At 74.0% G+C, this 21,286-nt stretch carries 18 protein-coding genes; 14 read left to right on the top strand and 4 right to left on the bottom strand.

Annotated features, from left to right (window positions below; genetic code table 11):
- The first annotated feature begins 16 nt into the window (after window positions 1-16).
- Window positions 17-1,225, top strand: a complete 1,209-nt coding sequence (locus tag J5Y04_RS35910; RefSeq protein WP_209416726.1) for a pyridoxal-phosphate dependent enzyme — start codon at window positions 17-19, stop codon at window positions 1,223-1,225.
- A gap of 282 nt (window positions 1,226-1,507) precedes the next feature.
- Here the strand turns inward: J5Y04_RS35910 and lanL are convergent, their stop codons facing one another.
- Window positions 1,508-4,342: a class IV lanthionine synthetase LanL gene (gene lanL, locus J5Y04_RS35905; protein ID WP_209416725.1), complete on the bottom strand. Its 2,835-nt coding sequence runs from the start codon at window positions 4,340-4,342 to the stop codon at window positions 1,508-1,510.
- 874 nt (window positions 4,343-5,216) lie between these two features.
- Here lanL and J5Y04_RS35900 point away from each other — a divergent pair.
- The 11 genes from J5Y04_RS35900 to J5Y04_RS35850 all read left to right on the top strand — a co-directional run bounded on the left by J5Y04_RS35900 (window position 5,217) and on the right by J5Y04_RS35850 (window position 16,692).
- Window positions 5,217-6,617: a cytochrome P450 gene (locus J5Y04_RS35900; RefSeq protein ID WP_209416724.1), complete on the top strand. Its 1,401-nt coding sequence runs from the start codon at window positions 5,217-5,219 to the stop codon at window positions 6,615-6,617.
- A gap of 208 nt (window positions 6,618-6,825) precedes the next feature.
- Window positions 6,826-7,068 (top strand): hypothetical protein, encoded by a 243-nt coding sequence (locus J5Y04_RS35895; protein ID WP_209416723.1) that lies wholly within the window; start codon window positions 6,826-6,828, stop codon window positions 7,066-7,068.
- Between the two features lie 71 nt (window positions 7,069-7,139).
- The gene (locus tag J5Y04_RS35890; protein WP_209416722.1) at window positions 7,140-7,991 is read left to right on the top strand and encodes a DUF692 family multinuclear iron-containing protein; all 852 of its coding nucleotides are present in this window, start codon (window positions 7,140-7,142) and stop codon (window positions 7,989-7,991) included.
- A gap of 98 nt (window positions 7,992-8,089) precedes the next feature.
- On the top strand, window positions 8,090-9,049 hold the full coding sequence (locus J5Y04_RS35885) for a hypothetical protein (protein WP_209416721.1): 960 nt from the start codon (window positions 8,090-8,092) through the stop codon (window positions 9,047-9,049).
- Window positions 9,040-11,004, top strand: coding sequence for a B12-binding domain-containing radical SAM protein (locus J5Y04_RS35880; RefSeq protein WP_209416720.1), 1,965 nt, complete (start codon window positions 9,040-9,042; stop codon window positions 11,002-11,004). The genes J5Y04_RS35885 and J5Y04_RS35880 overlap by 10 nt, the downstream gene beginning before the upstream one ends.
- Window positions 10,997-11,977 carry a class I SAM-dependent methyltransferase gene (locus tag J5Y04_RS35875; protein ID WP_209416719.1) on the top strand — a complete coding sequence of 327 codons (981 nt, stop codon included), beginning with the start codon at window positions 10,997-10,999 and terminating at the stop codon, window positions 11,975-11,977. Before J5Y04_RS35880 ends, J5Y04_RS35875 begins: the two co-directional genes overlap by 8 nt.
- A 335-nt stretch (window positions 11,978-12,312) precedes the next feature.
- Window positions 12,313-13,056: a hypothetical protein gene (locus J5Y04_RS35870; RefSeq protein ID WP_209416718.1), complete on the top strand. Its 744-nt coding sequence runs from the start codon at window positions 12,313-12,315 to the stop codon at window positions 13,054-13,056.
- Between the two features lie 20 nt (window positions 13,057-13,076).
- Window positions 13,077-14,369, top strand: coding sequence for a hypothetical protein (locus J5Y04_RS35865; protein WP_209416717.1), 1,293 nt, complete (start codon window positions 13,077-13,079; stop codon window positions 14,367-14,369).
- Window positions 14,366-15,127 (top strand): FkbM family methyltransferase, encoded by a 762-nt coding sequence (locus tag J5Y04_RS35860; RefSeq protein ID WP_209416716.1) that lies wholly within the window; start codon window positions 14,366-14,368, stop codon window positions 15,125-15,127. Before J5Y04_RS35865 ends, J5Y04_RS35860 begins: the two co-directional genes overlap by 4 nt.
- A 620-nt stretch (window positions 15,128-15,747) precedes the next feature.
- Window positions 15,748-15,999 carry a LapA family protein gene (locus J5Y04_RS35855; RefSeq protein WP_245206132.1) on the top strand — a complete coding sequence of 84 codons (252 nt, stop codon included), beginning with the start codon at window positions 15,748-15,750 and terminating at the stop codon, window positions 15,997-15,999.
- Window positions 16,000-16,218: 219 nt separating this feature from the next.
- Window positions 16,219-16,692 (top strand): LURP-one-related/scramblase family protein, encoded by a 474-nt coding sequence (locus J5Y04_RS35850; protein WP_245206130.1) that lies wholly within the window; start codon window positions 16,219-16,221, stop codon window positions 16,690-16,692.
- A 430-nt stretch (window positions 16,693-17,122) separates the two neighbouring features.
- Here the strand turns inward: J5Y04_RS35850 and J5Y04_RS35845 are convergent, their stop codons facing one another.
- Window positions 17,123-17,632, bottom strand: a complete 510-nt coding sequence (locus J5Y04_RS35845; RefSeq protein ID WP_209416714.1) for a nuclear transport factor 2 family protein — start codon at window positions 17,630-17,632, stop codon at window positions 17,123-17,125.
- 122 nt (window positions 17,633-17,754) lie between these two features.
- Here J5Y04_RS35845 and J5Y04_RS35840 point away from each other — a divergent pair, with 122 nt between their 5' ends.
- Window positions 17,755-18,633: a LysR family transcriptional regulator gene (locus J5Y04_RS35840; RefSeq protein WP_209416713.1), complete on the top strand. Its 879-nt coding sequence runs from the start codon at window positions 17,755-17,757 to the stop codon at window positions 18,631-18,633.
- 141 nt (window positions 18,634-18,774) lie between these two features.
- The gene (locus tag J5Y04_RS35835) at window positions 18,775-19,503 is read left to right on the top strand and encodes a YoaK family protein (RefSeq protein ID WP_209416712.1); all 729 of its coding nucleotides are present in this window, start codon (window positions 18,775-18,777) and stop codon (window positions 19,501-19,503) included.
- Between the two features lie 60 nt (window positions 19,504-19,563).
- On the opposite strand, the gene J5Y04_RS35830 is transcribed toward J5Y04_RS35835, so the two are convergent.
- Together J5Y04_RS35830 and J5Y04_RS35825 are read right to left on the bottom strand one after the other, a co-directional pair.
- Window positions 19,564-19,851: a putative quinol monooxygenase gene (locus tag J5Y04_RS35830; protein ID WP_209416711.1), complete on the bottom strand. Its 288-nt coding sequence runs from the start codon at window positions 19,849-19,851 to the stop codon at window positions 19,564-19,566.
- Between the two features lie 116 nt (window positions 19,852-19,967).
- A complete protein-coding gene (locus J5Y04_RS35825; RefSeq protein WP_209416736.1) occupies window positions 19,968-20,894 on the bottom strand; it encodes an NADP-dependent oxidoreductase in 927 nt (308 codons plus the stop codon).
- Window positions 20,895-21,286 lie beyond the last annotated feature (392 nt).

Here is a 21,286-nt window from a genome sequence, read left to right as displayed (position 1 = left end):
TCGTAGGCTTTCGGGCATGACGACAGCACCGTCCCTGGCCTCGGGCCAGCGCTCCCTCGCCGACCCGCAGGTCCGCTACCCGCTGTTTCCCCCGCTGACCCGCGGTTGTCCGCGCACCAGCACCGAGACCGTCTCCTACCCGGTCGAGGTCGACTACGACTACGCGCGCGTGCCGGCCGACTTCCTCACCGCGCGGCCGACCGGCGCCGGGCTCGACCGCTGGGCGGCGCTGCTGCCGCCGCTGGCCGCTCCCGGGCTCGGCGAGGGCGGCACGCCACTGGTCGACCTCGGCGGCGGCGTGTACGTCAAGGACGAGTCGCGCAACCCCACCTGGAGCCACAAGGACCGGCTCAACCGCTGTACGGTGAGCGCCGCGCTCGCCACCGGCGCCCCCGGCGTGGTGGTGGCCTCCTCGGGCAACCACGGGGCGTCCGCCGCGGCCTACGCGGCCCGCGCCGGGCTGCGCTGCGTCGTGCTCACCTCGTCCGACGTGCCGCCCGCCGCCGCGTCCTTCCTCGACGCGTACGGCGCCGTGGTCCTGCCGGTCCCCGTCGAGGAGCGGTGGCCGCTGACCGAGCGCATCGTGGCGGAGTTCGGCCTCTTCCCGGTCAGCAACCTCACCCCCTTCCACACCGGCAGCTCCTTCGGCCCGGAGGGCTACAAGACCGTCGCGTACGAGATCGCCGCCGACCTCGGCGTCCCCGCTGCGGTGTTCGTCCCGACCGGCTACGGCGAACTGCTCTTCGGCATCGGCAAGGGCTTCGCCGAGCTGCACCGCCTCGGCCTCACCGACCGCGTCCCGCGGCTGTTCAGCTGCGAGCCGGCCACCGGCGGCCCGCTCGCGACCGCGGTCCGCGAGCGGCTGCCCGTCGCCCGGGTCGAGGTCGGGGCGACCGACGCCTACGGCATCGACTGCCCGGTCAGCGGGTACCGCGGCGTCGTGGCCCTGCGTGGCAGCGGCGGCCGGCCGCTGCTCCTGGACGACCGCCGGCTGCGCGCCGCGCAGGCCGAACTCGCCTCTGCGGGCCTGTGGGTGGAGCTGTCGGCGGCGGCCGGACTGGCCGGCCTGCGCGCCCTGGACGAGCCGCTCGACGGTCCGGTGGTCTGTGTGTCCACCTCCAGCGGCTTCAAGGACCGCGGAGTCGGCAGTCACGCCCCGGCCCCGGCCGACCCCGCCTGGGACGCCGTCCGCACCCGCCTGCGCGCGGCCGGCCTCAAGGGCTGAACGACCCTGCCGGGGAGGGGAGTCGGTGGTTTCCGCGGCGCGCCGGCCCGGAGGTGTTCACGGGGGCGCGCACGGCGCTGAGGGTGCTGAGCGCAGTTGACGGGGGCCGAGAGGCTTGCGGGCCGGCCGGGATGCGATGGCCGGCCGGCCCGCATGTGCTGACGGGGACTGATCAGTCCTCGTAGTGGGAGGACCAGCAGCTGATGATCGGGCAGATCCAGCCGTCCCAAGGACCGTAGCTTTCGTCCATGTCGAGCTGCTGCAGAGCCGTGACGTCGTTCGTCATGTCGGATTCACCTCCTCTCCGTCTCGACGGGGACTCCCCGGGGCGGGGAGCCAGAGCCTGGTCCCGCCGTGCCGCAGCCGTGTGAGCAGGCCGAGCAGGCCGGACAGTCCGGTGTTGTACGCCGCGTGGACGCGGGCGAGGGTTTCGTCGGGGACGAGGAGCAGCCCGTCGTCGACGACGCTGCGGGCGTGGGCGGCGGCGACGAGGTCGTCGGCCCAGTGCCGGTAGCGCGGTTCGGCCAGGGCGTCCGCGAGGTCGAGAAGGAACTCGGCGTTGCCGGCGAGGCCGTGGCAGGCGGCGGGTGACAGCCGGTGGCGCCACCGGTGGACGGCGGTGGCAGCCTGTTCGGCGGCCTCCCGGTGGCGGGGGTCCGCGCCGGCCTGCCAGAGCAGGGTGAGGAAGGTTCCGATTCCGGCCGCCCCGCTGCACCACTGCGGGGGATGGGCGGGAGCCTGCGGGCGGCGGTCGTCCATCGCCCAGCCGGCCGCGCCGTCCTCGATGCGGGCGGCACGCAACAGGGTCTCGCCGGCCCGGTTCGCGGCGTCGAGGAAGTCCTCGCGCCCGGTGGCCTGCCCGGCGAGCAGGAGGAAGGTCGCGATCCCGGCCACGCCGTGGCCGAAGCCGAGGTGGTGGATACCGGCCATCGCGGAGTCGAAGTTCGGCGGGACGGGCCAGAGGGTGCCCGAGCGGCCGGTGGTCGCTGCGCCGAGCAGGTGCTCGGCGGCGGTCTCGGCACGCCGGCGGAACCGCGGGTCACCGGTGGTCTGCCAGAAGTGCAGCTGGGCCAGGCCGGCGCCGGCGACGCCGTGGCAGACGTCGGGGTTGGGCCAGCGGACGGGTATCCGGGCGGCGAGGTCGGCGGCCCTCCCGGCGAGCGCGTCGTCGTCGAGCAACCGGGCCGCGTCGAGCAGCGCCCAGGCAGTGCCGGAGCGTCCGAAGTACAGGCCGGGGAGGACCGGTGACGGGTCGTCGGTCCGGTCGCCGATCCGGTCGCCGATCCACCGGGCGGCCACGGAGACGCCCTCGCGCAGCCGGGGTTCGTCGGAGGCCCGGGCGGCGGCCGTCAGGACCCCGAGGACGCCGGCGGCGCCGTGTTGCACGTTCAGCGGATCGGTGGTGGCACCGGAGAGGCCGGCCGGCCAGAGCCGCCGCGCGTCGTCGGGCGTCATCGTGCGCAGCAGCCAGCCCAACCCGTCGTCAAGGAGCCGCTGGTGGACCGCGCGAGCGGTGGTCGCACCTGCCGCGGACCCGCCGGGCCCGGTGGCCGGGGCGGCCGTCGGGGTGGTGGCCGGTCCGGAGGTGGGGAGTGTGCGGCGGGCCGGGTCCTCGGCCATCAGGCCGAGGACGAGGTCCCGGTAGGGGTGCAGCTCCGGCCGGCCGGCGAGTGCGTGGTCGAGCAGTGCGGCCCGTCGCTCGTCCGGGTCGCGCAGGGCGGGCCGGTCCGGCGCGAGCACGGGGTCGGCGCCGGTGAGGAGGTGGAAGAGCACCGCGCCGAGGCTGAAGAGGTCGGCCTCGGGCGCGGGCGCGGGTCCGAAGCCCGGCGCCCCGGCCGTCTCGGGGGCCGTGTATCCGGGGGTCTCCACCCGCTGGACGAGATCGCCGGGGCGGGCGAGCGCCTCCAGGTCGACGAGGCGCAGGGCGCCGTCAGGGGTGACCATGAGGTTGCCGGGGCTGAGGTCACGCAGGACGAGGCCGAGGCCGTGCACCCGGCGGACGAGGTCCACCAGTTGCTCGGCGATCCGCGCGGGCGTGGGCTCCGTCGGGTCCGCTCCCGCCTCCGTGCTCGCGCCTGTGCCCGAGCCGAGGTGACGGGTGGTCCAGGCACGCAGGTCCAGGCCGGCTATGCGCTCCTGGACCAGGTACAGGTTGCCGCCCTGGTGGAAGAGGCCGAGCGCGCGGGGACAGAGACCGTGCTCGGCGAGCCGCTCCAGCATGTGGCCCTCGTTGCGCAGCAGGTCGGTCGCGTCGATGCCGGCCAGCGTCGCGCCGACGTGCCGCCGGGCCTCCTTGACGACCACGTCGCGGCCGCTCTTGCGGTCGGTCGCCAGGTAGACCCCGCCGCGGTAGGAGTGCCGGATCGCCGAGCGGACCTCGTAGCGGTCGTCCAGCAGGACGGCCGTGCGCTGCGCGCAGGGCGGGCCGGCGGCGCCGGAGGTGCCGGCCTTCGGTCCGTCCTTCGATGCACCGGACGCACCGGCCGGTACGGGCTCGGAGGCGGTCAGCGGGGGTACCGGTGCCCACGGTGGCGGGGCGAAGCGGGGCTGCCGCAGGTCCCGGACGTAGCCGTCGTCGGGGGTGCGCAGCATCGTTTCCAGGATGCCGTCCGCGGTCAGCCGGTCGGCCCGGCGGAAGGCGCCGAACCGGTAGTGGACGAGGCTGTCCGCACGGTACGGGCGGTCGGAGAGGATGCCGGGGCCCGGCAGGCCGGCGGTGGCGAGGTGCAGGGCCTCGGCGAGCCGTCGGAACTGGTCGTCGTCCGCGGGGTAGACGGTGATGAACTTGCCGCCGCCGCTGCGGTCGTAGCCGGCCGAGACCAGCTCCGCGACCTCCGCCGGCGTCGCCGCGAACTTGAACGCGGCCCGCTCGGCGACGAGGACCCGGGCGGCACGGGCGAGGACCGTCGGCGCGGACAGCGGGGTGGCGGACAGGTGCAGCTTCCAGCCCTGCTCGCGCAGTCGGCAGCCGTCCGGGGAGACCAACCGCCACGGGGCGGCGGCCCTGATGGACCATCCGTCGGCTTCCTGGCGGCGTAACTCGGCCTCGACCAGGTCGCAGTAGAGCGTCGCGTCCTGACGACAGGAGGCCGGGGAGGCCGCGGAGCTCTCTGACATCCTCGTGCCTCCGGGTCGAAGTCGGGCGGTCGGGCGGCCACCGGTCGGGCGGCTGCCCGGGGCGTTGATCGCCGGGCGGACTCGAATCATTGCGGTTGTCATGTTCCGGGATCAAGAGGCTCCCGCACACAAATTTCTCGCGGGAAGCACACGGAACCTTCCGGAAGCCCCCATGAAACCGTCACTACCTGCGCCGATTCCCGGTAGCGGGCGGGGTGGAGAAGCTCCGAAGAACTGACGGTACGTCACGGAGCTCGCCAGGTCGGGGCCCTCCTGTCCCCGGGAGCCCGTCCTGCCCCGGACCCGGACTGTCCGGGAAGGGCCGACGGCCTCCTCGGGCGTTGTGGTCTCCGTCACGATCTCGTCGGACCGGTCCAGCACGGCGTACTTCCGGTTGTGGTGGGGGCGGTCGATCGCGTACCCGACCCCGCTCGGAGGCGTCTCCCGGGCGGGCGGCGGACCAGGGGGTGAAGTGACGGGTGGCCGGAAACAGCCTGCGCAGGGCGGGCTGGGCGTGGGTGGCCTCCGGAAGGCAAGGCTGCGGGGGAGCGGTCCCACGGCGGCAGGCTGCGGGATCCGAGCCTTAGCCACCCGGCGACCGTGGGCCGTGTTGAACGCCGCCTGGCCCTTTCCGCAGTCTCTCGGGTACGGGCAGGTCGACGCCGAGTTCACGACCCCGGTGTGCCCGTCTCCACCGGTGTGCCCGTCTCCACCGAGGTGGCCGATTCCGACCGAGGCGGCCGGCCCCCACCGTCCCTGGCGGGTCCAGCCGCTGCTTGCCGGGGACGGTGGGCGGCTGGTGCGGGGCAACCGGGGCGGGCGTCGTCGGCGCGTTGGTCCCGGCGGGGCCTGCCGCGGGTGTGAAGCTGTGCCCATGCTCGCTCAGCACACCGGCCGGCCCGGCGGGGCGGACCGGCACGCGTTGTTGCTCGCCGATCCGCTGTCGACACTGCTGGCCGCCCGGCGCCAGGACGGCGACGTTGTGGTGCTGACGGACGGGGTGCCGGTGTTCTCCCGGGGGCTGGGTACGGCGGGGTGCGTCGCAGCCTTCGGTGCCGCCAACGTGCGCGAAGTCCTCCTGGACGCCGAGACGTTCGGACGGCCGGCCACCATGGCCGAGCGGGACGGGCTGCCGCCGGTGGTCGGTGCGCTCAGCTCGGGGCTGTTCAGCATGGGCGGCGCCGTCCACCGGCAGCGCCGACGCGCGTTCGGGCCGCTGTTCACCCGGCGGCTCGCCGAGCGGTGCGCCGGCCTGGTCGCGGACGAAACCGCAGCGCTGGCCGGGAGTTGGCGGCCGGGCGAGGTGATCGGGCTCGCGGAGGAGATGAACCGGCTCTCACGCGCGCTGATGGGCGGACTGCTGTTCGGTGACGCGGCAGGGGACCGCGGCCTCGGCGACGGCTGCCACCACCTGCTGGCCCTGCGCCGCCGCTACGCCGCAACCGGCCTGTCGGACGGCCGGGTTCGGTCCGCGCTGCACGCCGAGCTTGCCACCGCAGGCGGTGACCTCCAGGCCGCGCTGCGGGCCCGGATCGGCCACCACCGTGCGCCGGGCAGCCCCTCCGGCAAGGGCGGCTTCCTGCTGGCAGGACTGAGCCGCGCCCGGGACGAGGCCGGGCAGCTGCTGCCGGAGGGCGAACTCGCCGCGCACGCCAACGCGTTCTTCCTGGCCGGCAGCGAACCACTGGCCGCCGCGCTCGTCTGGACGGTCCTGCTGCTCACCCAATTCGCCGGCATCCACGGTGAGTTGTGCCATCTGCTGCGATCGGGGGAGGGCGCCTCCGGGCGCGCGAGGGCGCTGCTCGAAGCCGTGGTCCGCGAGAGCCTGCGCGTCCTGCCGCCCAACGCCGTCATGGTGCGGGTGACCACCCGGGAGACCCTCCTCGGCGGGCACCGGCTCCCCGCCAGGTGCGAGCTGCTGGTCTCCCCGTTCGTCGCCCACCGGGAGTTCGCCGGAGACGCGCCGGCGGCGGTGTTCGACCCGGACCGGTGGCGCTCGGCCCGCCCCTCGGCCTTCGACTACCTGCCGTTCGGGGGCGGGGACCGCTACTGCCTGGGCCGCCATCTGGCCATGACCGCACTGACGGCCGCGCTGGCCGGAATCCTCCGCAGGTGGGACCTGAGCCTGGCCGGGGACCAGGAGATCGACTGGCGGCTGCGCGCGGCCCTGGTTCCGGCTGCGGAGGTGCGGCTGCTGGTCCGGGAGCCCGGCCATGGTCCGGTCCGGGGCGGGCGGGCCGACGGGCCCCTGCGCGAGCTGGTCCGGCTGCCCTGACCCCCCGCCGGGCCACTGCCCTGACCTCGGCGCTCCACTGCCCTGCCCCTGGGGTCGCCGCCCCGGCCCGCGCCGGTCGCAGGCACGCCGACTGGCCCGTTCGGCCGAAGCGGAATTGACGACGCGTCAGTGATCCTTGACTATGCGTAACCGTTCGTGCCCCTATGGATGACTCCAGCATGTTTTCCACCTGATTGGGGTGATCTGCATGGGCAGTAACGGCAACGGCAAGCCCTCGGCGCGTGGGCCGACGGTGAACGGACGTGCCGCGGAGCACAGCATCCAGCTGCGCTCCCCGAAGATCGAGCTCGGCTTCGAGCTCACCGACGAGCGGAAGCAGGCCATCAGCACCTGCCTGCGCAACGGCAATCTCCGGATGACCGCGCACAACGCCAGCATCGACATCCTCGACGGCAACATCCGCGCCGAGGACGGCTACCTCTGGGACTGACCGTCACGCCGGTGGTCTTCCCCGCACCTGGCGGGGGAGACCACCGGCCACACCGGGAGAGCAGGAGACGAGTGGAGTACTTCGACCCGGACCGCGCCGGCACCGCCGTCGGACTGGCCCACAGCCCGTACGTCGCGGAGCTCGTCGAGCGGCTTCCCGGCGCCCTCGACTACGTGGAGATCCCGTTCGAGCAGCTGCGGCACGCACCCGCCACCGCGGACATCCAGCGGCAGATCCCGCTCGTCCTGCACTGCGCGAGCATGTCGGTCGGCGGCTTCGTCGGGCCGGAGGAGAGCACCCTGGAGGCCATCGAGCAGTGGCGGCAGCGGACGCGCACCCCCTGGATCGGCGAGCACCTGGCCTACATCCGGGCCGAGGCCGCCGGACCGGGCGCCGAGGACGCCGACCCCACCTCGCTCAGCTACACCGTCTGCCCGCAGCTGAGCGAAGAGACCCTGGAGCAGGTCCTCGACAACCTCAAGCCCCTCCAGGACCGCTACCCTGTGCCGATCATCCTGGAGAACCCGCCCCAGTACTTCCACGTACCGGGCAGCACCATGTCGCTGGTCGACTTCACCGGCCGCCTCTGCGAGCGCAACGACCGGCTGGACCTGCTGCTGGACCTCACGCACTTCCTGATCTCGGCCGTCAACACGGGCTTCGACGCCGCCCGCGAGCTCGAACGACTCCCGCTGGAGCGGGTGGTCGAGTTCCACCTCTCCGGGCTCAAGATGCAGTCCGGGATCGCCTGGGACGACCACGCGACGCCGGCCCCCGAGCCGGTCTTCGAGCTGCTGGCCCAGGCCCTGCGCAGGGCGCGGCCCCGCGCCGTCACCTTCGAGTACAACTGGGCCCCGGAGCCGCCCGAACTCTCCCTGCTCCAGCAGCAGTTCCGGCGCGTGCGCGACCTGGTGGAGGCATGAGCGGCGGGCCAGGCGCCAGCGCCGGAACCGGAACCGGAACCGGAACCGCAACCGGGATCGGGACCGGTGGCGTGCGCGGGGCGGCGGAGGACGGCCTCGTGCTCTCCGCGCCCCGTGTCCACGCCTACATCGCCGCCGGCCTCGCGGACCCCGGGACCATCGGCACCTGGCCGGCCGACGGAACGGACACCGACTCCGGAACGGGGAGCAGCGCCGGAACGGGGACCGACGACGGAACGGGGAGCGGCGGGGGCGCGGGGCGCGAGGCCGACGCGGCGATCACCCGTGCGCTCGACCTCGACGCCCTGCGCCGGTTCGCCGGCTTCGTCACGATGGTGCGGCAGAACCCGCTGCGCCGCGTCCTGCCGCTCACCCTCGCCGCCCTCGCCCGCGCCGACCTGGAGATCGAGGTGTTCGCGGACTACGCGCCCCGGTTCACCAGCCTCTCCCGGCGCGGCGGACTGGACCTGCGCCTCCGGCTGACCGCCTTCGCCGGGTTCCTGGAAGGCCGGCTCGCCGGGGACGACCCGGCGCAGGCCCTGGTGCTGGACGCCCTCGGGCACGAGCTCACCGTCGAGCGGCTCCGCCACGCGACCGGTGAGCCCTTCGCCGCCCCCGGGGCGCCGCGGGCGGACTCCGTGCCCCGCCCGGCCGGCGCACACGCGGTCCGGGAGGCGCTCCACCACCCGCGCGCGCTCAAGGAGTTGATCGAATCCGACGCCGTCGCGCCCGGGGCTGCACCCGCCGCCGCTGCCGAGCCCGGCCCGGCGTCCCCCGGCGTCCGCCGCGACGAGGACGGCCCCACCCTCCTCTACTGGCGCGACGAGGGCACCCAGCGGGTGCACGTCACCGGGATCACGCCGCTCGCCGGCTACCTGCTCGGCCTGGTCGACGGCCGGGCCACCGTCGACGAGCTCGCCCGCCGGCTCGGCGCGGTCACCGGGGAGTGCTGCGACCCGGGCAGCCTGCTCACCGTCCTCCAGGGCTTCACCGAACTGCGCCTGCTGACCTTCACCGGCGCGGCCCCACCCCCGATCGGAGAGAGCCCGTGCGTCTGATCCTCGTCGACAACATGGTCCTGCCCGGTCACCACGACCTCGGCGCACTCGACGTCCACCCCCACCTCGGGCTCGTCTCGCTCGCCGCCGTCGCCCGCCGGGCCGGCCACCACGTCACCGTGTACGACCCGAAGCGCCTGGTCCGCTCCGGGTGGCTGGACTACGACACCACCCTGTACCGGCGGGCCGCCGCCGAACTGCTCGCCGACCGGCCCGACGCCGTCGGCTTCACCACGCTCGGCTGCAGCTTCATCTTCGCGCTGCGGGTCGCCGAGGAGCTCAAACGCACCGCACCCGACCTACCCGTCCTGCTCGGCGGCCCGCACGCGACCATGCTGCACCGCGAGATCCTCGAACGCTTCGGCTGCTTCGACGTCGTGGTGCGCCACGAGGCCGAGGAGACCCTCCCGCCCGTCCTGGAGGCCCTGGAGCACCGCCGGTTCTCCCACATCCCCGGCGTCTCGTGGCGCACCGCGCCGTTCGCCGCCGACGTGCGGACCACCGAGGGGCGCCCGCTCGTCACCGACCTGGACACCCTTCCGGAGCCGGCCTACGACCTGTACCCGGTCGACGAACTCCCACTGGACTACCTGCGGGTGGAGGCCGGCCGGGGCTGCCCGTTCAGCTGCACCTTCTGCTCGACGGCGACCTTCTTCCAGCGCTCGTACCGGCTGAAGTCCCCGGCCCGCCTGGTCGCAGACCTCGACCGGCTCCACCGGCGGTACGGCACACGGGACTTCAAGCTCGAACACGACCTGTTCACGGTCAACCGCCGCAAGGTGCTGGACTTCTGCGACGCCGTCCGTGACCGCGGCTACACCTGGCGGGTCTCCGCCCGGGTCGACTGCGTGGACGCCGAGCTGCTGGAGCGGATGGCCGCGGCCGGGTGCGTCGCCCTCTACCTGGGCATCGAGACCGGCTCGCCGCGCCTCCAGCAGATCATCAAGAAACGGCTGGACCTCGGACTCCTCCCGGCCGCCCTCGACCACACCGAACGCCTCGGCATCGCGGCCACCGTCTCGTTCATCACCGGCCACCCCGAGGAGGAAGCCGCCGACCAGGACGCCACCCTCGACCTCCTCGGCGACTGCCTCCGCCGGCCGCGGAAGGCCTGCACCACCCAACTGCACGTCCTGCTGCCCGAACCCGGCACGGCGCAGCACGCCGCGCTCGGCGGCCGGCTGCGGTACGACGGCTACCGCACCGAGTTCAACGGCTGGCTCCTCGGCGAGGCCGACGAGACCTGCGTCCGCGAGCACCCGGACCTCTTCCCCACGTACCACTACTACCCCGGCGCGATGCCGCGCGAGGACCACGTCTTCGCCGTCGACCTGCACCGCGCCGTCACCGAACTCGGGCACACCGTCGCCGCCTACCTGCTGCGTCACTTCGACGGCCGGCTGAGCACGTTCACCCGGCGGGCCCGCGGCTGGCACGGCCGGACCGGCTGGGAAGGGCCGGTGGACACCGGCTTCGTCCGGGCCTTCGTCGCCGACACGCTCGGCGCGGGGCACCACGCCCACTCGCTCGTCCGGTACGTCCGGGACCTCCGTGCCGTCCGGCGGCCGGCCGGCCCCGCCGACGGCGGTGGCGGGCGGTACGCGCTGTCGCCACGCGCCGTGCTCTTCGACGGGATCCACGACTGTGCCACGCTGCTCGGGCGCATCGCGGCCCTGCCGGCCGACGGTCCGCCGCTCGGCGAGCCCGAGGCGGGCGGGGTCGGCTGCCGCGTGGTGCTCGCCGCGGACGCGGGCTGCCGCGACTACGCGATCGACCCGGCGACCCACGCAGCCCTGAGCCTGTTCCGCGAGCCGCGGACGATGGGCGAGGTCCGCAGCGCGCTCGGTGAGCTCGCCGGCGGCTGGGAGCCCGGCGCCGAGCACCTGCAACTGCTGGCCGACACGGGGGTCATCGTCCCCGCCGGGCGGCGGGCGGAGGCGGGCGTCCATGGCTGAGCGCTGGACGGCCCTCGACCTGGTCGAGGGGTTCCACCTGGCCCACGCCGTGGCCGCCCTCCACGAGGAGGGCATCCTCGCGGCGCTCGACCGGCCCGGCCCCGCCGAGCACCTGGCCGAGCGCGCCGGACTCGACGCCGCATGGCTGGCCACCCTGCTCGACTACACGGCCGCCCGCACCGAGCTGCTGGAGCACACCCCCGACGGCTACCGCGCCACGCCGCACTACGACGCGCACGCCCGCGGCCTGCTCGACCAGTACATCGGCGCCTACGGGCCGAACGCCCGGCAGCTGCGCGCCCTCCTGCGCGAGCCCCGGCACGCCGCCGCCACCGTCGACCGGGCCCGGCACGCCGACGCCTTCGCCGGGTTCGACCGCTCCCCGGCACTGGGGCTGATGGCCGAGGTCATCGCCCAGCTCGGCCTCGGGCGCCTGCTGGACCTCGGCTGTGGGACCGGCACACTGCTCATGGACCTGGCCGGGCGTGACCCGGACTTCACCGGCTGGGGCGTCGACGCCAACGCCGCCATGTGCGGGCAGGCGCGGCGCCGGCTCGCCGAAGCCGGCCTGGCGGGCCGGGTGACGGTCCTCCACGGCGACTGTTCCCACCTGGAGAGCGCGCCGGCGGCCGGGATCAGGGAGCAGGTCGAGACGCTCTCCGCCGCCAGCCTGCTCAACGAGTTCTTCGCGGACGGCCGGGCCGCGGCCGTCGGGTGGCTCCGACGGCTGCGCGAGCTGTTCCCCGGCCGGGCGCTGATCGTCGCGGACTACTACGGCCAGGTCGGTCGCCGGGAACCGCCGTGGCCGCGCATGCACGCCCTGCACGACGTGGTCCAGGTCATCTCCGGCCAGGGCGTGCCCCCGGGCGACCGCGCCGGCTGGGTGGAGGTCTACCAGGAGGCCGGGTGCCTGCCCGTCCACCTGATCGAGGACGGGCGGAGCACCTTCTTCGTCCACATCCTGCGGCTGTGAGACCCGGCGCACCGGCGGCCGGGAACCCGACACGCCAGGGGCCGGGCACCCGGGCCGGACCCGTTCGCCGGAACCTCCGGGGAGTCGCGCGCCGGATCCGCGCCGGGGAAGGGCCGCCCGAGTACGTTCCTCCGCGGGCCGACCGGCGCGGCGGTGAGGGTGCGGCCGTGCGTGGTGCGGCGGCGACCGGTGCGGCAGCGATCGGGCCGGCCGTGACCGCTGCGGCAACGACCGCTACGGCAGTGACCGCTACGGCAGTGACCGCTACGGCAGTGACCGCTACGCAACAACCGGCGCGGCAGAGGCAATCGACCAACAGACAGGCAGGGACCACGATGGAGAACACCGGGAACGGGACGCCGACGGTGCACGAGGCCGCGGCGGCACGGCGACTGGACGCCCTCTTCAAGGCGATGTCGACGGACTTCCTGCTGCGCGAGCAGTTCGTCACCGACCCCGCGCAGATCATCGCGGAGTACGTGCGCGGCACCAGGCTGACGCCGCAGCAGGCGGACACCGCGAACCACTTCGTCTACGCCGTGATGTCGAACCCCGCCCTCGTCCGCTGGCTCCGCGAGCAGATCCTGACGCACCGCCGCGAGGACCGCCGGCCGGACGCTCTGCTGGCCGACTTCGGCCGCGCGGTCGTCGAGCACCGCGCGGAACACGTCGTCGGGGCACTGTTGCGCAGCTCCGCCGAACAGGAGCCGATCGTCGGACTCGACTCCTTCGTGCCGTCGGTCCTGGTCGGCAGCCAGGTCTTCCGTGAGTTCGCCGCGACCGAGATGTCCACGGGCGCCGACCCGCTGACCGAGCAGAGCGGTACCCACGTGTCGGCCGTCGTCGAGGTCGCCGACCCGCTCACCGAGCAGAGCGGCACCCACATCTCGACGGGCGGCGGCGGGACGGACCCCCTCACCGAGCAGAGCGGCACCCACGTCTCGATGCTGGAGGACCTCGGCGACCTGCGGGAGATCCTCGGGGCCGGCCGGGACTCCGTGGCACTGGCCGAGCTGATGCGGTTCGCGACCCGGCTCCGCGACCGTGGCCTGCTCGGCCCGGTCGGGGCCACCCGGTGACGCCTGGCCGGGGCCACCCGGTGACGGCGACGCCGGCCCCCGCCGCCCGCGCCCGCGACCTGACGGCCGGGCTGGCCACGAACGGCCGGATCGACGAGTGCTTCGACCTGTGGCGTCGGCCCGACGTCGCCACCCCCGGGAACCTCGCCTGGCTGGACCGCCTGGCCTGGCGCGCGCTGGACACCGGGGACCTCCGCCTCGGCGGCGACTACGGCAGGCTCTTCGCCTTCGCCCGCTGGCGCAGCGGCCTCGACCCGCAGGGTCGTCCGGCGCCGGCGGGGGAGGGGGCGCTGCCCCCGGTGCCCGTGCCCTACCTGTCCGTCGCCAAGCTGCACCACGACATCGAGCAGTTCCGCCACCTGCGCGGGCGCGGTCTGCTCGGTAGCGGCTTCGACACCGTGATCGACCGCTACCGCCGGATCGCCGACCGGCTCGCCGAGCAGGGGGCGTCCGGCCAGGTGCCGCTCACCGGCGCCGACGACGAGGCGATCGGGCAGGTCTACAACAGGCTCGTGCACGTCGGCACCGCACCGCGGCTGGAGCGGGCGCTCTCCGACGGCTGGGACCCCGCCGAGGTGGAGGAACGCTACCTCGGGGACCAGGCCGGCGTGGTGGTCATCGACGACCTCCTCACCCCGCGGGCCCTGGAGAGCCTGCGCTCCTTCTGCCTGGAGTCGACCGTCTGGTCGGCCAACCGCTACGCGCACGGCCGGCTCGGCGCGTTCTTCCGGGACGGCTTCAACTGCCCGCTGCTGCTCCAGATCGCCCAGGAGCTCCGCGACGCGCTGCCGCGCGTCATCGGTGCGCGCTACCCGCTGCGCCAGCTCTGGGCGTTCAAGAACGGGCACGTCCTGCCGCCGGGAGGGAACACCCACGCCGACTTCGCGGCCGTCAACGTCAACTTCTGGATCACGCCGACCGAGGCGAACCTCGACCCCGGCAGCGGCGGGCTCCTGGTGCACCGCGCGGACGCCCCGCCCGACTGGGACTTCGCCACCTACAACGGCAGCCCGGAGGTCATCGGCTCCTACCTGCGCAGCCGCGACGTCCGCTCGGTCGAGATCCCCTACCGGGCCAACCGGGCCATCGTCTTCAACTCGGACCTCTTCCACGCCACCGCCGGCGTCCGCTTCAAACCCGGCTACGAGAACCGGCGGATCAACATCACCATGCTCTACGGCGAACGCGCCGACGACGTCCACCACCGCAACCCGCAGGCGGACCCGGAGATCGGTGCCCGCACGGCTGCGACGGCCGCCGACGGAGCGTGGCGCTCGGCGGCGTTCGCGCGTGCCCGCGGCGCCCGCCGATGACCTCGCAGTACGGGCAGGACCGCTTCGTGCTGCGGGCGTTGAACGGCATGCGCGGCGGCTTCTTCCTCGACTCCGGGGCGTCCGACGGCGTCGTGGTCAGCAACACCCGTGTCCTGGAGCAGGCGTTCGGCTGGACGGGCATCTGCGTCGAGCCGAACGCCTCCCTCTACGCCGAGCTGGTCGCGAACCGGCGCTGCCACTGCGTCAACTGCTGCCTCTACGAGCGGGACGACGAGGTCGAGTTCGTCGAGGCCGGAACCATCGGCGGCATCCTCGACGAGTACCACCCGGCCCTGCTCGACCGCGCCCGCAGCCTCCTCGGCGCGTCCCCGGGCGGTCCGCCGCCGACGGTCCGCAAGCCCGCCCGCACCGTCCGCTCGGTGCTGCGCGAGTACGGCGCTCCGCCCGTCATCGACTACTGGAGCCTGGACACCGAGGGCTCGGAGCTCACCATCCTGCGCAGCTTCCCCTTCGACGAGTACACCGTGCGGGTCCTGACCGTCGAACACAACTGGCTGCCCGCCCGCGCGCTGGTCCGACGGTTCCTCGAAGCGCGGGGCTTCCGCTGGGCCGCGGCGCTCGGCTGCGACGACTGCTACGTGAGCGAGCGGCCGGGGAGCGTCCGCCCGGGTGACGGCCTCGGGGTGGACGGCTTCGGGGTGGACGGCTTCGGGCCCGGGGGCGCTGGGTCCGGGGGGTTCCAGGGCGACGGAGCCGTCGGCGGCGCCTGGCGCAGCCCGGTCTGGCACCGCCGCTGACGGCCCGGAGCGCTCGCCCAAAGGCGTCCGGTCAGGGTGGTCCGGTGGTCCGGTGGTCCGGTGGTCCGGTGGTCGGCCGAGGAGGTCGACGCGGTCGATCAGTCCGTCGCGGACCCCTTCGAGGAAGTCCTGCGTTCCCAGGGCGTACTGCCGCGCAAAGGTGCGGCCTCCCTGCTGCTCGCCCTGCGCACCGCCGGGATACGGACGGCGGCAGTCTGCACGAGCCGACGCGGAGCGCTCCTGCTCGACCGTGCCGGGGCGGCCGACCTTGTGGATGTCTGCGTTGACGCCGGGACGCGGCGCATACGGGCTCGCCGGAGCGCCTGACCCGGGCCTGTACGAGCCGGCGCCGAGACTGCTGCAGACCCTGCCGGCGCGCTCGGTTTCGCCGGCCCGGTACGCCACTGGGCATGTCGGCCGGTGTCCGGGCCGGCTTCGGCCGGACGGCGGCGATCACCTTCCGCTTCCGGCGGAGCGGTCAGCGTGCGGTCGGCGGCAGTCGCGTCTCCGGATCCAGCTCCGACCGGGACGTCCTGCGGCGCTCGGGCGAGGTCGACGGTCGGGTGACCAGGCGGCCGTCCTCGTGGCGCGTATCGGGCATGTCGGACCATACTGGGGCCATGGCAGAGAACGCCCAGTCGCCGCGTCATTCGAAGCTCACGGTCAAGGGCCGGGATGTGCGGTTGCGGACGATCGGGATCGGGGTCCTTGCGGTCCTCGCGATCTGGTTCATCGCCGTGAACACGGACTCCGTGGCCATCACGCTCTGGGTCACGACCGTCACCCTGCCCTTGTGGGCGGTACTCACGGTGACGCTCGCCACCGGGCTGGTCATCGGTTGGTTCCTTGCGCGCCGGCGCGCAAGGCGGTGACCGTGGCCGCCACGGTGCGGGGCGGAGCCGCAGGACGGAGCGCCCGGCCCGGGAAGGGCGGAGGATGGAGGCGTCGCAGGTGCCGGTCGCGGCGCAGCCCGCGCCCTGCCGGTGCCGAACGCCCGGATCCGGAAGGACCGCACGATGTTCGAGGAACGAAGGGCTCGCAGAGAAGCCAACCACGCCTTCGAAAGCGGTGAGGGTGTTACCCGGTACTGCATGCAGCAGAAGATGATCGCCATCGGCGACGACTACTGGATCGACAACGACGCCGGCGACCACGTCTACAAGGTCAACGGGAAGGTCATGCGAGCCCGGCGGACCTACCACATCGAGGATCCCCAGGGCCACCGGGTCGCCACCGTCCAGAGCCGGCCGATGCGGATCAAGGACTCCATGGCCATCGACGATGCGGACGGACATCGCGTCGCCGTCGTCAAGAAGGCCATGGTCAGCCCGGTCCGCGACCGGTGGAGGATCAAGCAGGAGGGCGGCGTCGAGCTCACGGTCGAGGGCAACGTCCTTGATCACGAGTACACCATCGAGCGCGACGGCTACAAGATCGCCGAGGTCTCCAAGAAGTGGTTCCGGGTCAGGGACACCTACGGCGTGGACATCGGTCCCGATACCGACCACACCACCGTCCTCGCCGCAGCCGTTGCCATCGATTCGATGGCTCATCCCGGCGACTGAGCCTGCGCCACAGGCGGTGACCGCCGCCAGTCGGCTGGCGTTCGTGGCGGGTCGTGGATCCACCCGCCGGGGCCGCCGGGACCATGGCGCTCATGGCGGTCGGTGAGCCCCGGCGGCAAGGTCGGCGCGCTCATCGGGCGCAAGCGGGTGTTCCTGATCGGCTGCGCCCTCCACGGCTGCGGGTCCCGCCCACACGGACGACCAGGGCGGGCTGATCTGCCGCGACTGAGCCCCCTGACAGCGGCCGTAGGCGCCCGCTGCACGGAAAGCGTCGGTGCTACGAGTGCGCCCGGAACGGACGGGCCGGCGGCCGGAGGCGTGGCGGTCGGCCGCGCATTGGTGGTTCGTGGGCGGGCCCGCCCGCCGGGTGTCGTCGTGCCGGGTGCCGTCGGGCGTTGTCGGGCGAGGCCGGCCGTCCGGCGTGGTGTCCTCAGGCGCCGAAGACGGCGACCGGGTCCCCGGTGTACCAGGTGTTGTCGATGCGCATCCGGAGGATGAGCCAGCGGCTGCCGTCGCGCACCAGGTCGACCGTGTAGGGGTTCTTGAGCAGGGCGTGCGTGCCCGGGTCGGCGGTGAGCAGGTGCTGGGCCTCGACGAGTGCGGTGAGGCGGGCGGTGTCCCCGTCGACGGTGATGCGCGGGTTGGTGACCTGGTGCGTGGTGTCCACCCGGCCGGTGAACATGGCGAGGATGGCGTCGACGATGGTGTCCCGGCCGACCATCACCGGAGGCTTGCCGCCCCAGCGTGCGGCGGCCGGCCGGAAGTCCAGCTCCGCGTCCGCGGTGAAGGCCGAGGCGAACAGCTCACGGTCCTTCAGGTCCTGGCCGAGTCCGAACCGGTAGAGGGCGTCGGTGATTTCGGCGCGGTCACGCAGTTCGGCGACCACCGCGGCGGTGTCGGCGGGCTGCGCGGTCAGGGCGTGGTGGGCGGTGGTGTTCATCGTGTTCTCCTGTGGCTGACGGAGGTCGTGTTCGATGTCACCCACTCTGCCGCGGTGATCGCTGGCGACCAATGGCCGTCTGCGCAATGATCGTGAACTCGGGCTTAACGACGGGAGGGCGCATGATCGAGCGGCACGAGGTGGAGGCGTTCCTGGCGCTCGCGGAGGAACTGCACTTCGGCCGCACCGCCGAGCGCCTGCACGTCTCCACCGCCCGCGTCAGCCAGACCATCCGCAAGCTGGAGCGGAGGGTGGGTGTGCCGCTGTTCCTGCGCACCAGCCGCCGCGTCGAACTCACCGCCACGGGTAAACAGTTGCGGGAGGATCTGGGGCCGGCCTGGGCGGGGGTGTGCACGGCTCTGGAACGGGCCGTCGAGGCGGGACGAGGGGTTTCCGGCACCTTGCAGGTCACCTTCGTCAGCGCGGCCGCCGCACAACTCCTGGTCGGTGTGACCAAGCTGTTCCGCGAGCGGGTTCCCGACTGCGAGGTGCACATCCGGGAGGTGCAGGCGGGACAACTCCTGCCGTGGCTGCGCTCGGGCGAGGTGGACCTCGCGCTGACCACCCTCCCCGCCGGCGAACCCGACATGGCCGCCGGCCCGGTCCTGGTCCGCGAGGCGCGGATGCTCGCCGTTCCCGCCGACCATCCCTTCGCCCGCCGCGGCACCGTCTCGGCCGACGACCTGGCGCGCGTCCGCCTGGTGCAACTGCCGGACCACGGTGCCGAACCGCCCCGGCGGTCGGGCTCCGCCACGCCCACCGCTCCCGGTCCGACGGCCGGGACCTTCCAGGAGGCGCTCACGCTCGTCGGGGCCGGGCAGGGAGCCCTGCCCGTCGGTGCCCACACCAGGCGCTACTACGCGCGCCCCGACGTCAGCTACGTACCCATCGACGACGCGCCGCCGCTGGAATGGGGCCTGATCTGGCCGGCGGACCGCTGCACCGCCCGGGTCCGCGCGTTCGCCGACGCCGCGGTGGATCTGGTCGACGGTCACGGCTGAGCGCTCGTCGTCGGCCGCATCAGCCGTATCAGCCATATCAGCCGCATCGGGAGCCGTCGGCCGATCGGGCGCTCCCCGGGCGGAGCCCTGCGGGCGGCGTGTCACGCGTGGTGCGCCGGTGGAGGTCGTCACACTGACGGCGTGCCCGCAGACCCGACACGCGGCCCGGTCCGCATCAGCCTGGTGATGTCCGCCCTGACCGTGACCGCCGGCGCGGTCGACGCGGTCACCTTCCTCGGGCTGGGGCACGTCTTCGCGGCACTGACCACCGGGAACGTCCTGCTGCTCGCCTTCGGGGTCGCGCAGACGGCCGGGGTGCCTGTCGGCCGTCCGGCCGAGGCCCTGGGCGCCTTCGTGCTCGGGGTCGCGGCAGCCCACGCCGCCATCGCGGGAGTGGGCCGGCGGGGGCGGCGCTGGTTCCTGCTCGTGCTGGCAACCGAGGCCGCGATGATCGGCGCCGGCGGTGGGTACGCCGTCGCTGTCGGCGGAACCGGCGCCCTCCCCGACCACGCCGTGACCGTCGTCGTGGTGCTGATCGCGGGGGCGATGGGATGGCGCAGCCGCGGGATGCTGGAGGCGGGGGTCCCCGACATGCCCACCACGGTGATGCAGATCGCGCTGGTGAAGATCCTGGCGGACCTGTTGTCCTCGGGCGCCGCGTCGTCCCGGGGCCCGGCGCTCGCGCGGGCACGGCGCGGCGCGACCGTCCTCGGCATCTTCGTCGGCGGTGTGGCCGGCGCGCTGCTGCTCCGCCTCGGACCGGGGCCCGCGCTGCTGGTCATCGCCGGCTTCGAAGCCTGCGTGGTGACCGCGTACTCCCGCGTGCACCACCTGCGGGCGCCTGCGCGTCCGCTGCCCGGGCGGTCGTAGCGGGCCCGCGCCCGGCCGGTGGGCGGGGAGCCGGTCCGGTGCGCCGGAGCCTTCCGCCGCTCAGAGGAGCGAGTACTCCTCGGACTGGCGGTCGATGAGCAGCGGGGCGATGCCGTCCAGCACGAGCGCGCGGTAGTGGTCGCTTTCCTGGTGCGCCGCGTGTGCGTTCCGGTCCTCGTACTCGGCGATGACGACGAACGCGGCGTGGTCGCGCTGCGAGCGCACGGCCCGGAACGCGAGGACGCCGGGTTGTGCGACAGCGGCGTCCGTGAGGGCGGGCAGCAGCCCGGCCACGCGCTGCTCGCAGCCGGGGGCGGCAAGCCAGTCGGCGATGACGACTATGGACATGATCGCGATCCTTCGGGTGCCGGCGCCGGGGGAGCGGCGCCTCGGGCGGAGCGGTGGTGCCGTGCCTGGCCGGAGGGGACGGCGGTACGGGCCGCCGTCCCCTCCGGGCGGTCGGATCAGGGGACGGTGACGATGATCTTTCCGCGGGTGTGCCCGTCGGCGTTCAGGCGCTGGGCGTCGGCGGCGCGTTCGAGCGGGAAGGTCGCGGCGACCTCGACGGTGAGCGCCCCGCTGTCGGCGAGCTCGGCGAGCGCGGTGAGGTCGGCGTGGTCCGGGCGGACGAAGACGTAGCGCCCGCCGAGGGCCAGGACCGCGCCGTCGGCGACGGACGCCAGCCGCCCGCCGGGGGCCAGCAGGGCGGGCGAGGCCTGCAGCGCCTCGCCACCGATCAGGTCGAGCACGGCGTCCACGCCCTCCGGGGCCAGCCCCCGGACGCGGTCCGCGAGGCCTTCGCCGTACGTGACGGGCTCGGCGCCGAGCGTCCGCAGGTAGTCGTGGTTGCGCTCGCCGGCGGTGCCGATCACCCGGGCGCCGAGGGCGCGGGCGATCTGGACGGCCAGCGAGCCGACGCCGCCGGCCGCGGCGTGCACCAGGACGGTCTCGCCGGGCTTGACCGCGAGGGCACCGGTCAGGGCCTGGTACGCGGTGAGGCCGGCGAGCGGGAGGCCGGCGGCCTGCTCGAAGTCGAGGGCGGCGGGCTTGCGGGCCAGGGTGCGCACCGGGGCGGCGACGTACTCGGCGAAGGTGCCGCGGCCGACCATGTCCTCGCGGACGTAGCCGATGACCTCGTCCCCGGGCGCGTACTCGGTGACGCCGACGCCCACCTGCTCGACCACGCCGGCAACGTCCCAGCCGGGGATGACGGGGAAGACGGCGTCGAGCACGCTGTCCAGGTAGCCGGCCTGGATCTTCCAGTCGACCGGGTTGACCGAGGCGGCCCGGACCCGGACCAGGACGGCGTCGGCACCCAGCTTGGGCTCGGGCACGGTGCCGTACTCCAGGACGTCGGGGCCGCCGTAGCGCTGGTAGGTGATGGCCTTCATGGTGGTGCTCCCGGTGTTCCTGGACAAGAAGTTTTCACTGGCTTGATGGTTGATGTCCTCAAGTAACAGGTTCGACGGTAGAGCTCGATAATTGAATATGTCAAGCAATGCCCTCGGGGCCGGCGCTGTGACCCGGAGCACGTCGTCATGGTCGAGGGTCCGCAGTGTGGGGGTGCGTCCTGGGGGTGGTGCGGGCCCGCCGCGCGTCGCGGGGGAGTGGAGGGTGTTGCGGGTGCTGCGGCTGTGTCGTCCGGGTGGGCGCGGTGTCGGGCCGGTGCGCGACCGGGGCCGGCGTCCGTCCGGTAGTCGGCGCCGGCCTTGGGCGGTTCGGTCCGTCGGCGGGTCCTCTCGTGGTTCGTCGACGTTCTTTCCGGCCTGCCGATTCGGTATGG

This window comes from Kitasatospora sp. RG8, assembly GCF_017813315.1.
GTDB lineage: Bacteria > Actinomycetota > Actinomycetes > Streptomycetales > Streptomycetaceae > Kitasatospora.
This window is presented reverse-complemented; position numbering and strand designations above follow the sequence as displayed.